Source organism: Agrobacterium sp. P15N1-A, assembly GCF_044626815.1.
GTDB lineage: Bacteria > Pseudomonadota > Alphaproteobacteria > Rhizobiales > Rhizobiaceae > Agrobacterium > Agrobacterium leguminum.
The window spans coordinates 289824-312718 of sequence record NZ_JBIUPF010000002.1; the positions used below are offsets into that span (position 1 = coordinate 289824).

Consider the following 22895-nt stretch of genomic DNA (forward strand, 5'->3'; position numbering starts at 1 on the left):
AGACCGTTATTTCAGCATCGGCCAGAGGCTGATGACGAGAAGCACGGCCATGGTGATATTAAACCATTTGAGCCGGACCGGCACAGCCAGCCATCCCCGCAATGCCGAGCCGAAACCCGCCCAGGTGGAAACGCTGGGAAGATTGACCGCGGCGAAGGCCACGCCGACGAGAAGCACGGTGAGGAAATATTGCCGCTCATCCGTATAGGTCGCCATTGCCGTCACCGCCATCACCCACGCCTTGGGATTGACCCACTGAAAGGCGGCGGCGGCAAGGAAACTCATCGGCTCCGATGCGGCCGAACCCTCACTCAGGCTGCGGGAGGTGCCGATCTTCCACGCGATCCAGACGAGATAGAGCCCGCCTGCGAATTTCAGCCCGGTGTATAGCACGGGCACCGAATGAAGCAACGCGCCGAGACCGAAGCCGACCCCGATCAGCAACGACAGGAACCCCGCCCCGATGCCCAGCATATGCGGGATGGTGCGGCGGAATCCGAAATTCACGCCGGAGGCGAAAAGCATCATATTGTTCGGGCCGGGCGTGATGGATGTGGTGAAGGCAAACAGCACCAGCGCGACAAGAGTTTCGACAGTCATGATTTCTCCTTGAGCCGAAATCCTATCCGCCGGGCCAACATCAGGCCACCCCGCCGGGTCGATGGCCGAGGTCAATTTTTTTGATGGATCGATCCTCTCCATGCCGGCTTTGAGAAGTCGGAACAAAGTTCTATTGTCCGATCACCAACCGCTGGAGCGAACCCATGTATGACGATATTCCTTCCGTCACCCTGCCCTCCGGAAAAGAGGTTCCGGCCCTTGGCCTTGGCACCTGGAACATGGGGGAGACGAGATCCTCCGCGCCGCAGGAGGTCGAAAGCATCCGCAAGGCGATCGATCTCGGCATGACGCTGATCGACACGGCGGAAATGTATGCGGACGGTAGATCGGAGGAAGTGGTCGGCGCGGCCATCGCCGGCCGTCGACAGAACGTGTTTCTGGTCAGCAAGGTCTATCCCTGGAACGCCAGCGCCAGAGGCACGGCGGAGGCCTGCGAGCGCAGCCTTGCAAGGCTCGGCACCGACCATATCGACCTCTATCTGCTGCACTGGCGCGGCGAGCACCCGCTTGCAGAAACCGTGGCGGCTTTCGAAAGGCTGAAGAGCGACGGCAAGATCGGCGACTGGGGCGTCTCCAATTTCGACACCGACGATATGGAGGAGCTTTTCGCGGTTGACGGCGGCAAGAACTGCGCCGCCAATCAGGTGCTCTACAATCTGTCCCGGCGTGGGCCGGAGTTTTCGCTGCTGCCCTGGTGCCAGAAGCGCGGCGTGCCGCTGATGGCCTATTCCCCCATCGAGCAGGGCCGCATCTTGAAGAACCACGAACTCATCCGCATCGCCAAGGCCTATCAGGCGACACCGGCGCAATTGGCGCTCGCCTTTCTTCTGGAGAGGGATGACGTCATCGCCATTCCTAAATCCGCCAGCGTTTCCCGCGTCGAGGAAAATCGCGGCGCGACCGATCTTGAAATAACCGAGGAAGACTGGGCCGCTCTCGACGCCGTCTTCCCGCCGCCGATGCGCAAAACTTCGCTGGAAATGCTGTGAGGTAACCGAGGGTTACGAAACACTTCGGAATCAATCGCTCAAGCGGTTGAATCGGAATGTGAACGCCACGCCGAAAAGCAGGCCTGTTGTTCGGGGTTGCGTCATCAATCCCGGACCAGAAGAAACGGCGCGACAAGCCGCGCCGTCAGACCATGAGAACGCACCGCGCTTCATTACGGTATGCGCTGCTCGTATTCCTCTTTCAACCCCAGCCAGGTATCCCAGAAGGGTCCCGGTTCCTCTTCCTGAAGCCGGGCAGCGAGAATGTCGAGGTGCACGTGCCAGCCGGCGCTGACATTGAGCTTGGCCGTGCGATCCGCCAGTCGGCGATGGATCAGCGTCAGAAGCACGTCCTTGCCCAGAGCCTGAAGCTCGATGGACACCTCCGCGCCCTCGCCCCAACTGAAGACAAGGCGGTGCGGCGGAACGACGGTGATGATGCGGGACGCCATTCTGTGCTCTTCGGAAAAGCCTTCCGGGCGACGGCCTGGCGGATCGGAAAGCTCATCGTTACGCCAGACGAGTTCGAACGGCGCATCGGGCGCAAGCCGCATTTCGCCGGAAGCCAGCCAGCGACGGCGAAGCTCGCTTTGTGTGAGATAGGCCCATACCCGCTCGATAGGCCCCGGCAGCAGCCGTTCGATCTTAAGGGTCGTCGGTTCGACAAGACGGCCATAGGCGTCAGGCATTGCAATATCAGCCATTGTCATTTCCTCCATCTGCAGGGATTTTTCCCTGATCATCCTCCCTGAGCATCTGCTCAAGAATATCGAGGCGGCTGCCCCAGAACTGTCGGTAGAAATCGAGCCATTCATGCGCCTGCGCCAACGGTTCCGGCGCAAGGCGGCAGACATGGATGCGCCCCCTCACCTCGCGGCGGATAAGCCCCGCATTTTCCAGCGCCTTGATATGTTTGGAAGCGGCAGCGAGCGATATGTCGAACGGCCGGGCCAACTGGCTCACCGTTCGCTCACCAAGGGAAAGATCGCGTAGCATCGTGCGCCGCGTGGCGTCGCCAAGGGCATGAAAGACAGTGTCGAGATGTGAAGCGGATAATTCAACCATGTTGTTGAATATAGACTATCCACCCTGAAAGTCAACCATATGGTTGAACATCTGTCGATCCGGGCGAGGCCATAAAAAAACCCGCGGCGAACCGCGGGCTTATATTCCAGCATATGCTCCGGATATGGAGATTACATCCCCTGTGGGCCGCGATTCATCGCCGCGATACCGGTGCGGCAAATCTCGATCAGGCCGAGCGGCTTGATGATCGCCACGAACTGGTCGATCTTCGACGACTTGCCGGTGATCTCGAAGATGAAATGCTCCACCGTCGCATCCACCACCTTGGCCTGAAACGCATCGGCAAGGCGCAGCGTCTCGGCGCGGTCCTCGCCGGAACCGGCAACCTTGATAAGCGCCACTTCGCGCTCGATCGGCCGCTCCTGTCCCAGCTCGCGGGCGCGAACGGTGAGATCGAGAACCCGGTGCACCGGCACGATGCGCTCAAGCTGCGCCTTGATCTGCTCCAGCACGATGGGCGTGCCGCGCGTGACGATGGTGATGCGCGACAGATGCGCCTCATGTTCCGTTTCCGAAACCGTCAGGCTTTCGATGTTGTAACCGCGGCCGGAGAACAGGCCGATGACCCGGGCGAGGACGCCCGGCTCGTTGCTGACGAGAACCGACAGCGTGTGATTTTCAACGGCAGCCGTTTCCTTCTGGATGAAATAGGCCGAGCCGGTGGGTTGTAGGTGTGCGTTCATGTCCTTTTCCTCTCCCGGCTCAGACTAGCTGACGGCCCTTGGCGTCGATGGCGTTGGCAACCGCTTCATCCGTCGCCTCATCCGGCAACAGCATCTCATTATGGGCTTTACCAGACGGGATCATCGGGAAGCAATTGGCAAGATTGGCGACGCGGCAATCGAAAATGACCGGCTTCTTGACCGCGATCATTTCTGCAATCTTGTCGTCCAGCTCCTTCGGATCGTCGCAATACATGCCGACCGCGCCATAGGCTTCCGCCAGCTTGACGAAATCGGGCATGGCTTCCGTATAGGAGTTGGACAGGCGGTTGCCGTGCAGCAGCTGCTGCCATTGGCGCACCATGCCCATATACTGGTTGTTGAGGATGAAGATCTTCACCGGCAGACCGTACTGGATGGCGCAGGACATTTCCTGAATGCACATCTGGATCGAGGCGTCACCGGCAATATCGATGACCAGCGCGTCCGGATGCGCGACCTGAACGCCGATGGCCGCCGGCAGGCCGTAACCCATGGTGCCGAGACCACCCGAGGTCATCCAGTGGTTCGGCTCCTCGAAACCGAAGAACTGCGCCGCCCACATCTGATGCTGGCCGACTTCGGTGGTAATATAGGTGTCGCGGCCCTTCGAAGCCTCATAAAGCCGCTGCAAGGCATATTGCGGCATGATGACATCGTTGGAGTTCTTGTAGGCGAAGGAATTGCGTGCGCGCCAGCGCTCGATCTGCGCCCACCAGTCGGCCGTCTGCGCCTTCTCAACCTTCTTCGGCAGAGCGCGCCACAGACGAACCATATCTTCCAGAACATGGCTGACATCGCCGATGATCGGCACGTCGACGCGAACCGTCTTGTTGATCGAGGACGGATCGATATCGATATGGATCTTCTTGGAATTCGGCGAGAACGCATTGATGCGGCCGGTAATTCGGTCGTCGAAACGCGCGCCGACGCAGACCAGAACGTCGCAATCATGCATCGTCATGTTGGCTTCGTAGGAACCGTGCATGCCCAGCATGCCGAGCCAGTTCTTGCCGGAAGCCGGATAGGCGCCGAGACCCATCAGCGTCGAGGTGATGGGGAAGCCGGTCAGCTCGACCAGTTCGCGCAGCAGCCGGGTTGCCTCCGGGCCGGAATTGATGACGCCGCCGCCAGTATAGAAAACCGGCTTCTTCGCCTTCGACATCAGGTCGATGGCGGCATGAATGGCGTTCAGATCGCCCTGAACCTTCGGCTTGTAGCTCTCGTGCTGGGTGGCGGCGGAGGGCGGCGTGTAAGTGCCGGTGGCGAACTGGATGTCCTTCGGAATATCGACGACGACAGGACCGGGACGACCCGTCTGCGCGATACGGAAGGCTTCATGGATGATGCCCGCCAGCTCGTTGACGTCCTTGACCAGCCAGTTGTGCTTGGTGCAGGGGCGCGTGATACCGACGGTATCGCATTCCTGGAACGCATCGGAACCGATGAGCGTGGTGGGAACCTGGCCGGACAGGCAGACGAGCGGAATGGAATCCATCAGCGCATCCTGCAGCGGGGTGACCGCATTGGTGGCGCCGGGGCCGGAGGTGACGAGCATGACGCCGACCTTGCCGGTGGAGCGGGCATAACCTTCGGCGGCGTGGCCAGCGCCCTGCTCGTGGCGCACGAGGATATGCTGGATGTCTTCCTGCTGGAAAATCTCGTCATAGATCGGAAGCACGGCACCGCCAGGATAACCGAAGATGTGCTCGACGCCATTGTCCTTCAGCGCCTGCAGAACGATCTCCGCACCTGTCATGCGATTGCTGTTTTCCGTATTGTCCTTATCCGTCATTGCCTGTTTCCATCCCGCTTTGGCTTTGGATATCGAGGAGCCCGAGGGCCTGTTTGAAGACATAAAAAAAGGCCCCTTAAGGAGCCTCGTTCAGCGCATGGGTGCTTTCGCCGGATGGTTACACCATCCTGCCCATGCGCCGTCCCACCACGATAAGTACGTTAAGATTTTTCATGGGCCGGAGTGTTAGCCACAAAAGCCCCAGCCGTCAACGCATATTGCGGGAAAAAATCGCCGCCGCCTTCTTTTATTACCTGAAAGGCTGCTTGCGCGAAATTTTCGAACGCAGCCGATACACATGTTGTTAAGCATAATCTTTTAATATCGAGAACGCAGATACTGCCCGAACCACCGCGATCATCCGCATGTACCGGGAAAAAATGTGAGTAACGACACGTTTCATAATGCGTCCCGCATGGACGAAAACGAACGGCGATCCGGCCAGCAGCCGGCGAACCGCATGCTGGGCCGCGTCATCGCCTGTAACGGTGCGCATGCCACCATCGCCGCCGAAACCGAACCCGGCACCACCGATGCATCGCAGCTCTGGTCCGTCGGACGCCTGATCTCCATCGAAATGGGTACGAGCCGTGTCGCAGCGCTGGTCTTTTCCATGCGAACCGGCGAGGAATACTGGGCGGCGGACAGGCCGAACAGGCTGCTGATCGACGTTGAACTGGTGGGCGAAGTCTATCGCACCGAGGATGGCAGCGAGCGCTTTTCCACCGGCATTTCCCGTTATCCCTATCTCGGTGCGGTGGCGCATCGCATCCGCACCAGCGATCTTGCCAAGATTTACGACAGCGGCAAGCGCGACGCCTGCACGATCGGCAGGCTGACGCAGGACGATACGATCAACGCCACCATCAGCATTCCCCAGATGCTCTCCAAACATTTCGCCGTCGTCGGCTCGACGGGCGTGGGCAAGACCACCGCCGTCTCGCTGCTTCTGAACAAGGCGATCGAGACCGACCCGAAGCTGCGCGTCCTCATTCTCGATCCGCATAATGAATTCGCGGCCGCCTTTCCCGATCATTCGGTCGTCATCGACACCGATACGCTGGATCTTCCCTTCTGGCTGATGCGCCTTGAGGAATTTGCGGAAGTGATTTTCCGCGGCCGCAAACCGGTGCCGGAAGAAATGGATGTCCTTCGCGACCTCGTTCCGGAAGCGAAAAAAGCATTTCGCGGCACCGAGGGTTCCGCCGTGCGCCGCACGTCCGACAAGAGCGCGATCACGCCGGATACGCCGGTGCCCTATCGCATGGCCGATCTTCTCGCCCTCATCGACGAGCGTATCGGCCGGCTGGAAGGGCGTGGCGAAAAACCCGCGCTGCGTTCGCTGAAAGGCCGCATCCTCTCGGCCATCAACGACACGCGCTATAATTTCATGTTCTCCAGCAATACGATCAGCGACACCATTCTGGAGACGGTCGCGCATATTTTCCGTATTCCCGGGGAAGGCAAGCCGATTTCGGTGTTCCAGCTTTCCGGCATCCCCTCCGAAGTGGTGAATTCGGTGGTCTCCGTCCTCTGCCGCATGTCCTTCGAACTGGCGGTGCTGGCGCGCGGCTCGCTGCATATGCTTGTCGTCTGCGAGGAAGCGCACCGTTATGTGCCCGCCGACCCCGAGCGCGGCTTTTTCCCCACCCGGCAATCCATTGCCCAGATCGCCAAGGAAGGCCGCAAATACGGCATTTCGCTCGGCGTCATCAGCCAGCGGCCAAGCGAGCTGGATCAGACCATCCTGTCGCAATGCTCGACCGTTTTCGCCATGCGGCTGTCGAACGAGATCGACCAGAAGATCATTCTCTCCGCCGTACCGAACGCATCGACCTCGACCACCAGCTTTCTGTCTTCCATCGGCAATGGCGAGGCCATCGCCTTTGGCGAGGCCGTCAATGTACCGATGCGCATGCGTTTCGACCGCGTGGCCACGGCCAAATTGCCGAAAGCAAGCGGCACCATCAGCCATACGAACCATGAAACCCCTGACACGGTCGATCTGAACAACATCGTCACCCGCATGCGCGCCACGGCCAAGCCTGTTATCACCGGCTTCCAGCAAAGCGTCGAGGCAGCCTTTTCCGATCTGCCGGAGCCGGCAGCCGCACCACGGGAGACGGACGACATCGACCGCTGGAAGCGGGAACTGGGAACGGCCGCACCGGAGGGATACGAGCCCTACCGCCCGGACATGCTGCCCGGCCGCACGCTCTCCGCATCGCCAAATCCGGCGGCAACCGATGCCGCCTCCGGCGCGGTCAACGAATTGCGCAAGGCGAGTTTCCAGATGCAGGCGCAGAATGGCCCGCCGCCCGGCGATGCACGTCCTTCGCTCCGCGAAAGCCTGCTGAAGAAGCCGCTCGGCAGTCTCTACCGGAAAGACTGACGGGCGCTCTCACGGCTGGATACGTGTCCAGTCGTCTCCCATCTGGTTGCGGAACCAGGTCATCTGCCGTTTGGCATATTGACGGGTCGCGGCCGCCGATTTTTCGATGACCTCCGCCTCGCCGATGCGCCCGGCCAGCATATCGGCGATCTGGGCAACGCCGATCGCCTTCATTGCGGTGGCATCGGATGCCAGGTTGAGCGCGAGAAGCGCCTGCACCTCCTCCACCGCCCCGCTATCCATCATCATCTCGAAACGCCGGTTGATGCGGTCATGCAGCACCGGCCTTTCCGGCAGGACGACGAATTTTTGCGCCCGGTCGGGATCGACGATCATCGGGCCGCTGGCGCGCTGAAAATCCCGGATCGACTTTCCGGTCGTCTTGAGCACCTCAAGCGCCCGGACGATACGCTGGCCGTCTCCCGGCTGCAGCATATCCGCCATGGCCGGATCGTGCCGTGCGAGTTCGGCATGGAGCGCAGCCGCCCCCTCCCCGATCAGCTTGGCACGCAGCCCATCGCGGATGTCATCGGGAATGACGGGCATGTCGGAAAGCCCACCCGTCAGCGCCTTGAAATAAAGCCCCGTACCGCCGACGATGACGGGCAAACGCCCCTGCCCGCGCAAATCCGCAAGCAGGGCGGAAATCTCCCGCAGCCATTCGCCGGTTGAATAGAGGCTGCTCGCCGGCACATGGCCGTAGAGAAGATGCGGCACGCCTTCCATCTCGTCTTCGGAGGGCCGCGCGGTCAGCACCCGCAGCGTGTCGTAAACCTGCATGCTGTCGGCATTGATGACGACGCCGTCCCGCTCCCGCGCCAGACGAAGCGCAAGCGCGGACTTGCCGCTTGCCGTCGGGCCGGTTATCAGGATCGCATCAAAATTCTCATCAAGGTTTTTCATCATGGCTCTCGTTGCCACGCTTATCGCCAATCCGTCAAATCCTGTTCTGACACCGGCCCTCGGCGAGGCGGCCGCAAAGGCCGTCAACGCATCGGGCCTTTATTGGCTGGCCGATGGCATCGCCTGCGATATCGCCCTGCCTTCCGGCACCGCAGCCGAACAGGCTCGCAGTGCTATTGCAGCCACGCTTGTCGGAAAACCGATCGATATCGTCATCCAGGAACAGGATCAGCGCCGCAAGAAACTGCTGATCGCCGATATGGATTCGACCATGATCGGCCAGGAATGCATTGATGAGCTGGCCGCCGAAGTCGGACTGAAGGAAAAAGTTTCCGCCATTACCGCCCGCGCCATGAATGGCGAGATCGCCTTCGAACCCGCACTGCGGGAACGTGTGGCGCTGCTGAAGGGCCTGCCTGTCTCGGTGATCGACGACGTCATCGAAAAGCGCATCACGCTTACCCCCGGCGGCAGGGAGCTGATCGCCACCATGAAGGGCAAGGGCTATTACACCGCCCTCGTTTCCGGCGGCTTCACCGTCTTCACCGGCCGCGTCGCCGCCATGCTGGGTTTTGACGAGAACCGCGCCAATCTGCTCGGCGAAGCCGATGGCGAGCTTGACGGCACCGTTGCCGAACCGATCCTCGGCAAACAGGCCAAGGTGGATGCGCTGAACGATATCGCCGCAAGGCTCGGCATCTCGCCGGAAGAGGCGATGGCGGTCGGCGATGGCGCCAACGATCTCGGCATGCTGCATCTGGCCGGCGCCGGCGTTGCCCTGCACGCCAAGCCGGCCGTGGCCGCCGAGGCGCAGATGCGCATCGACCATGGCGACCTGACGGCGCTTCTTTACATCCAGGGCTATCGCAAGACGGATTTTGTCACTCCATGATCATCCGAGAGACGCCACGACTCATTCTGCGCGAGTGGAAGGAGAGCGACCGTGACCTGTTCCGCGAAATCAACGCCGACGAAAAGGTCATGGAGTTTTTCCCCTTCCGCCGCAGCCATGCGGAAGCGGACGCCGTGCTGGAAACCATCAACGGCATGATCCGCGGCAGCGGCTATGGCTTTTATGCGATGGAACTGCGCGAGACCGGTGAAGTCATGGGCTTCTGCGGCATCTCCCCCGTCATGAACCTCGATCCGCCCTTCCCGGTCGGCACCATGGAGATCGGCTGGCGGCTCGCCACCCGCTTCTGGGGCCACGGCTATGTCACGGAAGCGGCGCGGTCGCTGCTCGTCATGGCCTTCGACGAAAAGGAAACGCCGGAAATCGTCTCCTTCGCCGTCCACAACAATCACCGTTCGACGGCGGTAATGGAACGCATCGGCCTGAAGCGCGATCCTTCCCGCGACTTCGACCATCCGCGCGTGCCGGAAGACACGCATCCGCATCTGCGGCCGCACGTCACCTATGCGCTGACGCTGGAGGAATGGCGGGCGCGATAAGACACCTGCCCGCCAGCTCCCAAGGTCATTTCACCGCGGCATTGCCGCCATCAGCGAACAGAGCGGCACCGGCGACGAAGCTCGCCATGGGGCTCGCGAGGAAAAGCGCTGCCCGCGCAATTTCCGGCGGCTCAGCGATACGTTTCATCGCGTGCAGGCCGGCGGCCCATTCCTTTTGCGCGTCGTCTCCTGCGGCAGGTGTATCGACCCCGCCGGGCAGCAGCGCATTGGCGCGAATGCCTTTGACCGCATAGTCGGCGGTGATGCCTTTCACCAGCCCCATCAACCCCGCCTTGGCCGCGCCATAGGCCGCCATGCCCGGTATGCCGGCACTGGTGCCGACAAAGCTCGAGGTAAAGACGATGGAGCCTCCACCCCGCATCAACATCGGCGGTATTTGGTAACGCGCCCCCAGAAAGGCGGAGGTGAGATTGACGTTGAGCGCATGATCCCATTCCGCTGGCGAAATCTCCGCCAGCGGCTTCATGGCTCCCACCGCACCGGCATTGTTGACGGCGATATCGAGGCCACCGAAGACGCTTATGGCCGCATCCGCCAACCGGGAATGGGTTTCGGCAACACCGGCATCGCCAGCAACCGTGTGGACACGGCCGCCAGCCTCACGAATGTCTGCGGCAACCTCATGCAGGGCCTTTTCGCCACGCGCATTGATGACAACGGCCGCACCTTCGGCGGCAAACAGCATCGCCGTCGCCCGGCCGATGCCGGATGACGCGCCGGTGATGATGGCAACCTTGTTTTCGAGTAATTTCATATCCTTGGCCTCCGTTCGATGGAGACCAAGAATTAGAGAGCAGCCGGGATCACAACCACCCGATTCCTGCCCGGCCGGGCGGAAAGCGCCTTATTCCAGCGGCAGCGCCACGACGCGCAGATTGCCCTGCGCATCGGCCACCATCATATGCGCATTCTTGCGGCCTTCGGATTTCAGGCCGTTGACGCGCACCAGCACGTCGCCCGGAACTTCCATGAAGTCCTGCCCGACCTCGACGATGATATCGCCGGCCTTCATGCCCTTCTGCTCGGCGGGCGAACCCGGATCGACGCTCGCGACCAGCACGCCTTCGACGCTTTCGGCAATGCCCTTTTCGGTGCGCAACTCGTTGCTCAGCACCACGAGATTCATGCCGAGCACGCTCTGCGGCGCCTCGCGCACTTCCGGCGTCTGGTCCTGCGCCTGATCGTCGGCGCCGCCATCATCTTCCGGTGCAACCACACCGCTATCGCCATCTTCGTTCTGCTGATCTTCGGCCGAGGCCTTTTCGTCGGTCGTATCCTGCAATTGCCCAAGCTTGACCTTGACGGTTTCCTCCTTGCCGTCACGCAGGATCACCACATCGACCTCCTTGCCGACCGGGCTTTCCGCCACGATCCGCAAGAGGTCGCGCATTTCATGAATATCCTTGCCGTCGAATTTCAGCACGACATCGCCGGCCTGGATCGGGCCGTTCTCCACCGGTCCGCCCTTGGCGACGCCGGAGATGAGCGCACCTTTTGCGCTGTCCATGCCGAGGCTTGCCGCCACATCGTCGGTGACGGGCTGAACACGAACGCCGAGCCAGCCGCGACGCGTCTCGCCGAACTCGATGAGCTGCTGGACGATATTCTGGGCAAGCTCCGTCGGCACGGCGAAACCGATGCCGATCGAACCGCCGCTCGGGGAAATGATCGCCGTATTGATGCCGATAACCTCACCCTTCATGTTGAAGAGTGGACCCCCGGAATTGCCCTTGTTGATGGCCGCATCCGTCTGGATGAAATTGTCATAGGGACCGGCATTGATGTTACGCCCGCGCGCGGAAATGACGCCGACTGTCAGCGAGCCGCCAAGCCCGAAGGGGTTGCCGATGGCCATCACCCAGTCGCCGATGCGCATGCTGCGCGAATCGCCAAACTTGACGGCCTTCAGCGGCGTTTTCGGCTCCACCTTCAACACCGAAAGGTCGGTCTTGGTATCGGTGCCGACCAGCGTTGCCTTGAGCTTCGAGCCGTTCGGGAAAATCACCTCGATGGCGTCGGCGCCCTCGATGACGTGGTTGTTGGTAACCACATAGCCGGCCGGATCGATGACGAAACCCGAGCCCAGCGAACTCACCTTTTCGCCGCCCTCGGGCTTCTGGCTGTCGAAATAATCCTTGAAGAATTCCTGAAAGGGCGAGCCCTCCGGCAGACGCGGCGGAACCGGGCCCTTGCCCTCGGTCTTGACGTTCTGCGACGTGGAAATATTCACCACCGCATCGAGAAGCGGCTCGGCAAGATCGGCCACCGATTCCGGCCCATGGCTCTGCGCTCTCGCAGCAACCGGTGCCGTCAGGCTACCTGCCACAAGCGCGATGCCCGCGACTGCGGCGATGCTGCTGCGAAAAGGCGAAAGAAGGGTCACGGCCATAAGCGTCCTCGCGTTTCAAATAGTCTTGCCCTGCATATATCGGCAAAGCATAAGGCGGAATGATGAAGTGTAAAAATACCTTTTCGTGAACAGGCGGGGGACGCCTTGCCCTTAGCCACAGCATTGGCACGAAAACGGACCAAAAAGAAAGGGCCGGTAAAACCGGCCCCTCCAAAATCATTTTATCCGCTATCAGTTCGCCGGTGCTGGCGCAGGGGCAGCTGGAGCGGCAGGAGCCGCACCGTCGATATTGTTGAAATAACGGAAGAAGGTCGAGTCCGGGGACAGAACCAGCGTCGTGCCGTTGCCGTTCAGCGCATTGGCATAGGCCGACATGGAGCGATAGAACTCGAAGAAGTTCGGATCGCGCTGGAAAGCCTCACCGAACACCTTGTTGCGCTCCGCATCGCCTTCACCGCGCAGAACTTCGGACTGACGGCGGGCATCGGATTCCAGCTCGACGACCTGGCGGTCGGCGATGGCGCGGCGGCGCTGCGCTTCTTCGTTACCGCGGGCGCGGATCAGTTCGGCCTCGGCCAGACGTTCCGACTTCATGCGCTCGAAGGTCTGCTGCGAGACTTCCTGCGTCAGGTCGGTACGGCGGATGCGGACATCGACGATGCTGATGCCGAGCGATTCCGCATCGGGACGCAGATCGTCGCGCACCTCCTGCATCATCGATGCACGTGCGTCCGAAAGCGCCGATTCGAAACCGCGCAGACCGTAGACCCGGCGCAGCGATGCGTCGAGACGGGTACGCAGGCGCGACTCCGCCGACATCTGGTCACCCGAGACCGTCTGCCGGAAGCGGCGCGCATCCGTGATGCGATAGACCACGAAGGCATCGACCTCGTAGAACTTACCACCGGAAACCTGAACACGGATATTGTCGTGATCGAAGCGCAGCGCGCGGTTCTCGATATATTGCACCCGGTCGGCATCCATGAAGGCGAAGGGCAGCTTGAAATAGAGGCCCGGCGCGGTTTTCACATCCTGGATTTCACCGAAGCGGACGACGATGGCCTGCTGGCGCTCGTTGACGACGAAGATCGACGAATAACCGAGGAAAAGCACGACGGCGAGACCGACGAGAATGGCAGAAAGACGGTTACCCATATCAGTTGCCTCCCTGCTGTGCTGCGCCCGGATTGTTACGCATGATCTCGTTCAGAGGCAGATAAGGCACCACGCCCTGTTTTTCGTCGATGATGATCTTGTTGGAACCCTTCAGGACCTGCTCCATCGTTTCCAGGAACATGCGCTGGCGGGTCACGTCCGGCGCGGTGCGATACTGGTCATAGATGGAGACGAAGCGCTGCGCCTCACCCTGCGCCTCGTTGACGACGCGCGACTTGTAGGCGTTCGCTTCTTCGAGGATCTGCGCGGCCTGACCGCGAGCGGCGCCGAGCTTCTGGTTGGCGTATTGATTGGCTTCCTGAACGAAGCGGTCTTCGTCCTGTTCGGCACGCTGCACTTCGTCGAAGGCGTCGGCCACTTCGCGCGGCGGCGCCGCATCTTCGATGGCCACGGCATTGATGGAAATGCCCGCGCCATAACCGTCCATGGTGGACTGGATGATGGTGCGCACATCCGCCGCAATCGCCTGACGGTTATCGCGGAAAATGTCCTGTGCCGGACGACGGCCGACGACTTCGCGCATGGCGCTTTCGGAAACCTGCTGCAGGGTTTCGGCCGGGCTGTCGACGTTGAAGAGATAGGATTTCGGATCCGAAACCGTATAGAGCACCGAGAACTGCACGTTGACGATGTTCTGGTCGCCCGTCAGCATCACGCCGCTCGACGAAGACGACGAGGCGCGCGAACCGATATTCTGCTGCTGCTCGGTGACCTTGACGATTTCAACCGTCTCGATCGGCCACAGATGGAAATGCAGGCCGGGCATCGAGATTTCGTCCTTCGGGCGGCCGAAACGCAGCTCCACACCGCGCTCGTCCGGCTGGACGGTATAGATGGACTGGATGCCGAGGAAAACCAGCACGACGAGAACCACGATGGCAACTGCGCCGCCGTTGAAGCCGCCGGGCAGCACATTCTTGAAACGATCCTGGCTGCGCCGGATGATCTCTTCCAGATCGGGCGGGCCGCCACCGCCGCGAGGCCGGTTAGGCCCCTGCCCCCATGGGCCGCCACCGCCGCCCTGGTTGTTTCCTCCACCGCCGCCGCCCCAAGGGCCGCCGCCGCCATTCTGATTGCTCCAGGGCATCAATACCTCTTTATAAAAGCCTCTCCCGGTTCCGTTCGAAAGCGATTGCTCGCGTGCGGCGGGAATATCGACCCGTTATAGGAAGGAGAAGCGTCCGTTTCAACGCAGAGGTGGTAACTAAATACCCAATCAGGGTAAATAGTTCACTTTGACGCGGCTCTTCGCACATAAGTGGTAAACAGAACCGGATAATTGTCCTTTTCCCCTGCGGGAGCCGGGATTTCCTCGATTTTCTCAAAAACGGCAGGATCGATTTCCGGAAAAAAAGTGTCGCCATCGAGCTTTACCGCGACATGGGTGACGGAAAGTTGATCGGCGAAGGGCATGGCCTGACGGTAAATCTCACCGCCACCGGCCACAAATACCTCATCCACACCCAGCTCCGCAGCCTTGCTTCTGGCGAGCTTCAAAGCCTCCTCCAGCGAGGAGACGACATCCACGCCTTGCGGCCGGTAATCGGCATTGCGGCTGACGATGATATGCGGGCGGCCCGGCAATGGACGCTCGCCGACGGATAAAAATGTCTTGCGGCCCATGATGAGCGGCTTGCCCATCGTCATCGCCTTGAAGCGCTTAAGGTCGGTGGAAAGCTTCCACGGCATGTCGAGGTCGCGGCCGATGACGCCGTTTTCGGACACCGCGACGATGATGGTGACGCGCGGCTCGCTCATACCGCGATCGGCGCCTTGATGCTTGAATCGGCCTCGTAGTTTTCCAGCGTAAAGTCTTCGAACTTAAAGGCGAAAAGGTCCTTCACATCCGGGTTGAGGCGCATCGTCGGCAGGGCCTTGGGCGTGCGCGTCATCTGCAGCTTCGCCTGTTCGAAATGATTGGCATAGATATGCGCATCGCCGAGCGTATGGACGAAATCGCCCGGCTTCAGGCCAGTGACCTGCGCCACCATCAGCGTCAGCAGCGCATAGGACGCGATGTTGAACGGCACGCCGAGGAAAATGTCCGCCGAGCGCTGATAGAGCTGGCAGGACAGCTTTCCATCGGAAACATAGAACTGGAACAGGCAATGGCAGGGCGGCAGCGCCATTTCATCCACCAGCGCCGGGTTCCAGGCCGAAACGATGTGACGGCGGGAGTTCGGATTGGTTTTCAGGCCCTCGATCAAAAGCGCGATCTGATCGACGTGGCGACCGTCCGGTGCGGGCCACGAGCGCCACTGCGCACCATAGACCGGACCGAGATCGCCGTTCTCGTCGGCCCACTCGTCCCAGATGGAAACGCCGTTTTCCTTGAGATAGGCGATATTGGTATCGCCCTTCAGGAACCACAGCAGTTCATGAATGATGGAGCGCAGATGCAGCTTCTTGGTGGTGAGAACCGGAAAGCCTTCGGAGAGATCGAAACGCATCTGGTAACCGAACACCGAGCGCGTACCCGTGCCGGTGCGGTCTCCGCGGTCGGAGCCGGTTTCCATCACATGCCGGAGAAGATCGAGATATTGTTTCATGCGTTCTGCCGCCGATTCCCTGATATCAGGGGAATATAATAGCACAGGGCGGCAGAACCAATCACCGGGGAAACGCTTATCCCCGCCTTTCAGGAAAAATCAGAGAGATTGCAGTTTCCCGAGTTCCTTGGCGACCAGATAATAAAAGGTCACGCGCGATTTGGAGCGGTCCGCCGCCATGGCCTTGGCAACGGCATCGATCGCCTGATCGGCCGTACCGTCGGTCACGCCGAGCTTCTTGCCGCACCAGCTCGCCTTCACACGTGCAAGCTCTTCCGGATCGGAAGCGGACACCAGCGAGGAATCCCGGTTGCGCAGGGCGATGCCGAGATGCTTGACGATCTTGCCGACCACGGCTTCGTCGGCTGCTGCGTCGTATTTCTTCACATCTGCGAGATAGTCAGTCATGTCCACTCCTTCGTGTGTCCCCGGCCCGGTGTTGCTTCTGGTGACCGGTTGCATGGACAATGGGACAGCAATCCCTCGTCGTCAAGAATTGTCTAAAGTGCGGGCCGCAATCACGAAACCTTTTCATGGAATTGTCATCACCCCCCTTTTCTCAGGCGGTCGAAACGCCTATATGAGCCTTGCCGGGGCAACCCGGCTATGGCGATAAACGGTCGGTGTAATAAACCTATTGGACCCGGGGGCGGTACCCGGCGCCTCCACCAAAAACCGGCGGACTTTCATGAAACGAAGGCCGGCTTTTGATGGGGGCGAAATAGGATCGACAAGGGCGTAAAGATCGAACTTTTGCTCGGCATGATACCGCCGTTATCGGGTCACAAGTGTAGTTGCAAACGACAACAACGCTAAGGAATATGCTCTCGCTGCCTAATGGCGGTGCGGGAATTCCGCTCTAAAGTCCTCACGGTTAGCCCCGTGAGGCGGGGTTCGGAGGTACCTGGCAACAGAAACCTCCACCTTCTCCATTTTGCCTGAATTGGTTATATGATAGCTGACTCGCAATCGGCATCGGCTTTTCCGTTGCTGCCGTTCAGGACATTGCGTATACTTGGCCAACGCGTGAGCGTCAGGATCGGAAATGATCCCGGCTCAAGGATTACGCGAAGATTCAAAGTGTTACAGCGTCCTTGGCGCGCAAGCCGCGCCGTGCATGAAAAGACGTTCGAATAAGGGAAAGACAGGACCGCATGGGGCAGGATCATATCCGTTACGACATTCTCGCACAGGATGCCCTTCGCGGCGTTATTCGTAAGGTTTTGGGGGAAGTGGCCGCAACCGGCCGTCTGCCCGGCGACCATCACTTCTTCATCACCTTCCTGACCGGCGCGCCGGGCGTGCGGATTTCCCAGCACCTCAAGGCGAAATATGCCGAGCAGATGACCATTGTTATCCAGCATCAGTTCTGGGACCTGAAAGTAACCGAAACCGGCTTCGAAATCGGTCTGTCCTTCTCGGATACGCCGGAAAAGCTGGTGATCCCTTATAACGCCATTCGTGGTTTCTACGATCCTTCCGTCAATTTCGAACTCGAATTCGACGTGCCTCTGGCCGAAGAGGAAGAAATCGAAGACGCGGAGATCACCGCTTATCCCGTTTCCCATGAGGCAAAGCCCGCTGCCGCTGCCGCTGCCGAGACGCCCAAATCCGGCGAGGAAAAGAAGGAAGGCTCGGTTGTTTCGCTGGATGCCTTCCGCAAGAAGCAATAACGGCTTTTACGCCGAGCTTACGAAACCCGAGGAGAGATATCCCCATGCCGGCCGATATCGTCAATCTGCGCCAGTTTCGGAAACAGAAAGCCCGTAGCGAAAAAGAAAAGCAGGCGGAGCAGAACCGCCTGTCCTTCGGCCGCACCAAGACCGAAAAAAATCTCACCTCGGCCCTGAACGAAAAGGCCGGAAAGGCGCTCGATCAGGGGCGGCTCGAAAAAAACGATGACGGGACCGGCAAAGACTGACCTGCCGGCCGACCGTCGCGGATTTCGGGACTATCGGAAAAGAATCGCAAAACAGGGACTTGCCGGGGAGACATGATTCAGACCTCCAACCGGTTTCACCGGAGACCGATCTGATGATCCGCAAGCACTCCGCGACGCTGCACGGCCACCGCACCAGCATTTCACTAGAGGACGCCTTCTGGGACGAGCTGAAAACCATTGCGGAAAGACGCAAGATCAGTTTCGCGGCCCTGCTTGCCGAAATAGACGACAACCGCTCCGCCGACAGCAACCTGTCCTCGTCCCTGCGGGTCTATGTGCTGAACTGGCTGAAAACCCACTGACCTTCCGCAACCTGTCTGTCAAAGAGGCTGCTGCCACGAGCGGGCATGTCGCCGCCGGATTTTACCCATCAGCCACTACGAAAAATTCCGCCGAAAACTCGTAACGCCGTGAAAGTATTCATTAAACATTAGCGGCATAATCTGCGCTCCAAGGCATCCCCGTATTGCGTAGCCTTGCTTCCAGATTTTGTTTCATATCCTTCCATTCCACATATCCGCCACGAGGCGACCATGGTTTCTGCCGTTTCGGGAACGAGCGCCGCCGTTTCCCTGCTTTCTTCTTCATCCACATCGTCTTCAAACGTCTCCGAACTGAAAGCACAGATTGCCGAAAAGCAGTCGGAGCTTGCCCAGACCACGGAAGCAAAAGCACAGGAAGAGCTGAAGAGCGCAATCGCGTCGCTCAAGGCTCAGCTCGAGGCGCTCGAAAACAGCGCCGAAAAATCGGCATCCTCGAGCGAGAATGCGGAAAAGCCCGGCCTTTCCGGTGAAAGCACCAGGATCGGCACCAAAAATTTCGACGCCGACACGCCATTCGGCGAACGCGAAACCTGGGTTTGACAGTTATCTTTCCGTCAAAGCGATTGATGGCCAGCGCAAAATGCTCGCCTCGGAAGACCGCAAATCTTTTGCGAGATTTGGCCTTATCGCTAGGTCAAGCCATTGCTGTCCGGCGCCCTTAAAGTCACCGGTGAAGAACCCATATTCGTTCGACGTCCTCGGAACTGCGCCAAAAATCTAAACGCATCAACAAACAGGCCAGAGCATGATGCGGCATGCGGAGGGAAGCCCAGCGCCGTCCGTCAACTCGCTTAAAGGGAAATCGGCCTCCCTGCCACGCAAGCTTACGGCGTGGCGGGAGCGTTTTCCGGCGCCAGTTGCCGGATGGCGTTTTCCGTCGGAGGCACCACCAGAACAGGCGCGGATTGCCGCTCGGGCGTCGGCTGTTGCCCCTGTTGCTGTTGCTGCTGTTGCTGTTGCAACCGCTCCTGCTGTTCCTTTTCCTGACGCAGACGTTCTTCGGCTGCGGCCTTCAAACGCGCCTCTTCTTCCGCCTTGGCCTTGGCTTCCGCCTCTGCCCGTTCCTTCTCGGCCTGCCGCTCGGCCGCCTGAGAGCGATAAAGCGCCACTTCCCGGCGCAGTCGCTGCTTTTCGAGAACGCTGGCCTGCATGGCCTCCACCCGGCGGCGCTCCTTTTCGAAAGCCCGGAGCGACAGGTAATTGCTGAGCGCCGAAACATCGGTCGTCAAAGCCGGCGCGGCAAGCGGGCCGTTATAATTCAGGCGTACCGAAGGCTCGGCCCCCGCAACCGTTTCGGTGCCGGGATTGAACAGGAGATCGAGGTCGCCATTCACTGTCGAAGCCGCAAGATCGACCGTCGCATCGGCCGTCAGCGTTACCGGATCGATCCCCGCCCGCAGATTCTTGAAATGAAGCGCACCGCCATTCAGCGAGAATGGCAGGGCCACATCGCCGAGACCGATTTCACCCTGCCACAGGCTCTGGTCCACCAGCGGCCGCACCTTGGGCGCGTCGATCGGTTGCTGCAAGCCATCGGCCGCCTGCAGGATCGGAGGCAGGGCACCGGGATTTAGCCCCCTCAGCACCAGCCCACCGACCCGGATTTCACCCGAACCGCCTGCCGATTTCAGCATTTCACCGACGCTCTTGCCGGTCGATTCGGCCGTCAGGTCGATGGCGACCCGGCCCGCCGCGACCGGCCCGTTGGCATTCGCCCACAGGATCGGCTCCGGATTGGCGTCGGTCACCGCGATCTTGGTGCGGAAAATGCCCGCCCCCTCGCCCGTCGACATGGCGAGCCGCCCCGTGAGCTTGCCGCCCATGAAGGTGCCGGCAACATCATCGAGCGAGAGACTGCCCGCATCATGCGTGACCTTGGCCGAAACACCCGTGACAGTGCCGAAGGGGCCAGCCTCGAAGCTTTCCGCTTTCAAGGCAAGCGAAGCCTTGAGCTGCGGGAACGCGGCCATGGCCAGCGGCTTGGCATTGAGCGCCCCGGTTTCCGGATCGATCACCGGCCCATAGATCGCATCACCCAGCCAGGCGAGATCGGCCGTTCTGACCGCAAGATCGCCGGTGACGGGATAGGGCGCGGCGCGCTGGAAGGTCAGATTGCCCGAGAACGGATTTCCGCCCGCCTGCCCACCTATCGAGGAAAGCGCGATCTTTTGTCCATCCACCGCCACTTTCGCATTGGCCTTCAACGCCATGCCGCCGCCAAGCTGCGGCAGGCCGACGGCGTTCATGATGAGATAGGGCTCGATGTCAGCGCTTTCGAGCGCCACGTCGGCGCTGCCCTCACCGAAATTGGCGGATGAAACGGCAAAGGAACCGTTCATTGAAAAATGCGTGCGCTCCGTCGAGAAGCGCAGTTCCGTCTGGGCGGGCGAGCCGAGCGTGCCGTTGAGCTTGACGGATAAAAGCCCTTCGCCATCCGCATCGAAGGGCAGCGGATCGAGCCCCGCCTGCCCGAACAGGATGGCCGTCGACTGGTTTTTCAGAACCGCTTCCAGCGACATGGCGGTATCATCGGTGATCGACAGGAAATCCGGCATCTTGGCCACGGCCGACAGCCGGCTGCCATTGACGGTGCCGGAAACGGCGACATTGGCGCCGCCATTTTCGCTATTGACCGAAACATCCATTGAAAGATCGGAATTGGCGTACCACGGAGCGCTCGCCGCCAGACGGCTGAGGAATGGATGGTTCGGCAATTTCTGCTGCAGCATGGTGAAGAACGGCTGCATATCCGCCGCATGCAGGTTCACCGTGCCCTTGCCCGCATATTTCAGCAGCGAACCCTGCAGCTCACCCCTTGCCCTGACTTCCGCACCGGCGATGTCTCCGGCCGTCATGTTCTCCAGCGAGAGAACGCCCCCCGCCATGGTGAAGGCGGTCTCGACGTGATTGGCGGTCACACCGGCCATGTTGAACCGGTCGGCCTTGAATTTTGCGGTAATGCGGTGGTCAAGGACGGAGCTGCCGACCTGATCGCCAAGCGCCAGACTGCCGAGCGCCTTCAGCGCATCGAGATCGATTTCGTTTCCGGCAAGATCGATGGAAAGATTGGAGGTCTTGCCGTCGGAACGTCGCTCCAGCTCACCCTTCAGCGACGCATCGCCAACTGCAAGCTCCAGATTGTCGAAACGCTGGTTGAGCGTCGTCAGCGAGACATCGGCAGAAAAACCGGCAGCATTGAGCTGGCGGATCGCCGGATCGACGGAACCGGAAAGCCAGTTCGCCAGACCCGAAGGCTGGTTTGAGGCGAGAAGCAGATTGCCGTTGAAAGCAGGGCCGCCGAGAAGCGTCAACGATCCCTTGGCTTCGAGCTGCGTCCTGCCCGGCAGGGTCGCCACGGCATTCACCACCTGCCAGCCGCTGCCTTCAGGGCGCACATCCAGCCTGATATCGCGAATGGTCGTGTCATCGGAAACGAGCGCCGGAAGGCTGATGCTGGCCTTGCCCGGTACCGGCGGCACCGGAATGCGGGCCACCATGGCCGCAAAAGCCTCGATACGCTGGCGAACCGAGGCGGTGGGCTGGCGCGAGGTCTTGCCCGCTTGCACGACGGGCGGCGCAAAGCGGGCGACATCGATCTGCTGGCCATCGGCCGTCAGCAGGAATTCCGGCTTGGCGCCGGTATCGAGCGTCGCTTCCCCGGTCACGACATAGGGATTTTCACTGCCGCCGAGCTCCATTCGGTAGCTCGGGATACGCACGCTCTCATTGGTGAGTTCAAAGCTGCCGCGGGTGCGCGGCGAGGAAAACAGCGATTGTCCGGCCTGCTGCTTCTGCTTTTCGTCTTCGCGGAAACTGAAAGCGAAAGAACCGCTATAGGCGGGCTTGCCCGCTGTTGCAGCAATCGCCCCATCGAGATCGACCTCGACCGGATGTTCATCCGGCACCACCCGCACCCTGAGCCCCATGCGGCCGGCGGCATAATCGGGCTCGCTGCTGGAGAGCGAGAAGGAGCCCGGATGCCCGTCGACGGCGGCGCGTCCCTCCGCCTTCCACGGCCCGGCCAGCGAATTGGCGGACATGTCTGCATTGAGGCCGGTCACGACACGGTTGCGGCCGGATTGCTCGTCGATGAATTCGATCTGCCCGCCTTCGATCTGTACGCTTTCCAGAACCACGGTGCGGGCGGGAATTTCCGCGCGGCTGCCGCGCATCCAGTCCAGCGTGCCGTCCTTCAGCAGCCTTATCTTGGCTTTCGGTTCCTCGATGCGCATGTCGAAAATGCGCGCCTCGCCGGAGAGGAAAGGCGCAAGCTCGGCATCCATGGAAAAACGGGCGACCTGAATGAGCGGCGATCCATCCGCATCCGTTCCGGCCCGCACATCGTGCAAAGTTACCGAAGGGAAAGGCAGGATACGGGCTTCAACCCGGCCATGCACCACCACCTTCTTGCCGAGAATACGGCTCGCCTGATCCTCGAAATCGCGGCGGAAATCCGTCCAGTCGACGAAATAGGGAATAAGCAGCGCCGAAAACAGCACCACGGCCAGCAGTCCGCCCAGAAAAACCAGAATACGTCCGAGCACTGACCTGCATCTCCCTTCGCGAACGCTGCAAACCTATTCTTTTCTGCCTTA

Annotated in this window: 22 protein-coding genes and 1 other RNA gene; 9 read left to right on the plus strand and 14 right to left on the minus strand. The window is 60.5% G+C overall.

The window, feature by feature from the left end; translation table 11 throughout:
* Positions 1 to 6: 6 nt before the first annotated feature.
* Positions 7 to 600 (minus strand): LysE family translocator, encoded by a 594-nt coding sequence (locus ACIK7D_RS09440; protein ID WP_400156158.1) that lies wholly within the window; start codon positions 598 to 600, stop codon positions 7 to 9.
* A gap of 164 nt (positions 601 to 764) precedes the next feature.
* Between ACIK7D_RS09440 and ACIK7D_RS09445 the strand changes: the two genes are divergently transcribed.
* On the plus strand, positions 765 to 1610 hold the full coding sequence (locus ACIK7D_RS09445; RefSeq protein WP_400156159.1) for an aldo/keto reductase: 846 nt from the start codon (positions 765 to 767) through the stop codon (positions 1608 to 1610).
* Positions 1611 to 1783: 173 nt separating this feature from the next.
* Here ACIK7D_RS09445 and ACIK7D_RS09450 read toward each other — a convergent pair whose 3' ends face one another.
* The 4 genes from ACIK7D_RS09450 to ACIK7D_RS09465 form a co-directional block, all read right to left on the minus strand.
* On the minus strand, positions 1784 to 2314 hold the full coding sequence (locus ACIK7D_RS09450; RefSeq protein ID WP_174023719.1) for an SRPBCC family protein: 531 nt from the start codon (positions 2312 to 2314) through the stop codon (positions 1784 to 1786).
* On the minus strand, positions 2307 to 2675 hold the full coding sequence (locus ACIK7D_RS09455; protein WP_137004357.1) for a helix-turn-helix transcriptional regulator: 369 nt from the start codon (positions 2673 to 2675) through the stop codon (positions 2307 to 2309). The genes ACIK7D_RS09450 and ACIK7D_RS09455 overlap by 8 nt, the downstream gene beginning before the upstream one ends.
* A 131-nt stretch (positions 2676 to 2806) precedes the next feature.
* On the minus strand, positions 2807 to 3379 hold the full coding sequence (gene ilvN / locus ACIK7D_RS09460) for an acetolactate synthase small subunit (RefSeq protein ID WP_003522378.1): 573 nt from the start codon (positions 3377 to 3379) through the stop codon (positions 2807 to 2809).
* Positions 3380 to 3398: 19 nt separating this feature from the next.
* The gene (locus ACIK7D_RS09465; protein WP_035239227.1) at positions 3399 to 5192 is read right to left on the minus strand and encodes an acetolactate synthase 3 large subunit; all 1794 of its coding nucleotides are present in this window, start codon (positions 5190 to 5192) and stop codon (positions 3399 to 3401) included.
* 382 nt (positions 5193 to 5574) lie between these two features.
* Here ACIK7D_RS09465 and ACIK7D_RS09470 point away from each other — a divergent pair, with 382 nt between their 5' ends.
* Complete coding sequence (locus ACIK7D_RS09470) at positions 5575 to 7584, plus strand: ATP-binding protein (protein ID WP_400156160.1); 2010 nt, start codon at positions 5575 to 5577, stop codon at positions 7582 to 7584.
* Between the two features lie 9 nt (positions 7585 to 7593).
* On the opposite strand, the gene miaA is transcribed toward ACIK7D_RS09470, so the two are convergent.
* The gene (miaA, locus tag ACIK7D_RS09475; protein WP_400156161.1) at positions 7594 to 8490 is read right to left on the minus strand and encodes a tRNA (adenosine(37)-N6)-dimethylallyltransferase MiaA; all 897 of its coding nucleotides are present in this window, start codon (positions 8488 to 8490) and stop codon (positions 7594 to 7596) included.
* On the opposite strand from miaA, the gene serB reads away from it, so the two are divergent.
* Complete coding sequence (serB, locus tag ACIK7D_RS09480; RefSeq protein WP_400156162.1) at positions 8489 to 9379, plus strand: phosphoserine phosphatase SerB; 891 nt, start codon at positions 8489 to 8491, stop codon at positions 9377 to 9379. The genes miaA and serB overlap by 2 nt on opposite strands.
* Positions 9376 to 9939, plus strand: coding sequence for a GNAT family N-acetyltransferase (locus ACIK7D_RS09485; RefSeq protein WP_400156163.1), 564 nt, complete (start codon positions 9376 to 9378; stop codon positions 9937 to 9939). Before serB ends, ACIK7D_RS09485 begins: the two co-directional genes overlap by 4 nt.
* Before the next feature lie 25 nt (positions 9940 to 9964).
* Here the strand turns inward: ACIK7D_RS09485 and ACIK7D_RS09490 are convergent, their stop codons facing one another.
* The 7 genes from ACIK7D_RS09490 to ACIK7D_RS09520 all read right to left on the minus strand — a co-directional run bounded on the left by ACIK7D_RS09490 (position 9965) and on the right by ACIK7D_RS09520 (position 16443).
* A complete protein-coding gene (locus ACIK7D_RS09490) occupies positions 9965 to 10714 on the minus strand; it encodes an SDR family oxidoreductase (protein WP_400156164.1) in 750 nt (249 codons plus the stop codon).
* Between the two features lie 90 nt (positions 10715 to 10804).
* On the minus strand, positions 10805 to 12349 hold the full coding sequence (locus ACIK7D_RS09495) for a Do family serine endopeptidase (protein ID WP_174023727.1): 1545 nt from the start codon (positions 12347 to 12349) through the stop codon (positions 10805 to 10807).
* A gap of 192 nt (positions 12350 to 12541) precedes the next feature.
* The gene (hflC, locus tag ACIK7D_RS09500) at positions 12542 to 13465 is read right to left on the minus strand and encodes a protease modulator HflC (protein WP_020812048.1); all 924 of its coding nucleotides are present in this window, start codon (positions 13463 to 13465) and stop codon (positions 12542 to 12544) included.
* A 1-nt stretch (position 13466) separates the two neighbouring features.
* Complete coding sequence (hflK, locus tag ACIK7D_RS09505; protein WP_400156165.1) at positions 13467 to 14573, minus strand: FtsH protease activity modulator HflK; 1107 nt, start codon at positions 14571 to 14573, stop codon at positions 13467 to 13469.
* A 143-nt stretch (positions 14574 to 14716) separates the two neighbouring features.
* Positions 14717 to 15244: a dihydrofolate reductase gene (locus tag ACIK7D_RS09510; protein ID WP_127757240.1), complete on the minus strand. Its 528-nt coding sequence runs from the start codon at positions 15242 to 15244 to the stop codon at positions 14717 to 14719.
* Positions 15241 to 16035, minus strand: a complete 795-nt coding sequence (locus ACIK7D_RS09515) for a thymidylate synthase (protein WP_059756713.1) — start codon at positions 16033 to 16035, stop codon at positions 15241 to 15243. The genes ACIK7D_RS09510 and ACIK7D_RS09515 overlap by 4 nt, the downstream gene beginning before the upstream one ends.
* A 99-nt stretch (positions 16036 to 16134) precedes the next feature.
* Positions 16135 to 16443: a DUF2853 family protein gene (locus tag ACIK7D_RS09520; RefSeq protein WP_003522365.1), complete on the minus strand. Its 309-nt coding sequence runs from the start codon at positions 16441 to 16443 to the stop codon at positions 16135 to 16137.
* A gap of 142 nt (positions 16444 to 16585) precedes the next feature.
* Here ACIK7D_RS09520 and ssrA point away from each other — a divergent pair.
* The 5 genes from ssrA to ACIK7D_RS09545 all read left to right on the plus strand — a co-directional run bounded on the left by ssrA (position 16586) and on the right by ACIK7D_RS09545 (position 18840).
* Positions 16586 to 16960: a transfer-messenger RNA gene (gene ssrA, locus ACIK7D_RS09525) on the plus strand.
* A 229-nt stretch (positions 16961 to 17189) separates the two neighbouring features.
* Positions 17190 to 17708 (plus strand): SspB family protein, encoded by a 519-nt coding sequence (locus tag ACIK7D_RS09530; protein WP_400156166.1) that lies wholly within the window; start codon positions 17190 to 17192, stop codon positions 17706 to 17708.
* A gap of 44 nt (positions 17709 to 17752) precedes the next feature.
* Positions 17753 to 17956, plus strand: a complete 204-nt coding sequence (locus tag ACIK7D_RS09535; RefSeq protein WP_400156167.1) for a DUF4169 family protein — start codon at positions 17753 to 17755, stop codon at positions 17954 to 17956.
* A gap of 113 nt (positions 17957 to 18069) precedes the next feature.
* Positions 18070 to 18279, plus strand: coding sequence for a ribbon-helix-helix domain-containing protein (locus ACIK7D_RS09540; RefSeq protein WP_149146140.1), 210 nt, complete (start codon positions 18070 to 18072; stop codon positions 18277 to 18279).
* 231 nt (positions 18280 to 18510) lie between these two features.
* Positions 18511 to 18840: a hypothetical protein gene (locus ACIK7D_RS09545; protein ID WP_400156168.1), complete on the plus strand. Its 330-nt coding sequence runs from the start codon at positions 18511 to 18513 to the stop codon at positions 18838 to 18840.
* Between the two features lie 284 nt (positions 18841 to 19124).
* On the opposite strand, the gene ACIK7D_RS09550 is transcribed toward ACIK7D_RS09545, so the two are convergent.
* Positions 19125 to 22844 carry an AsmA-like C-terminal region-containing protein gene (locus ACIK7D_RS09550; RefSeq protein ID WP_400156169.1) on the minus strand — a complete coding sequence of 1240 codons (3720 nt, stop codon included), beginning with the start codon at positions 22842 to 22844 and terminating at the stop codon, positions 19125 to 19127.
* Positions 22845 to 22895 lie beyond the last annotated feature (51 nt).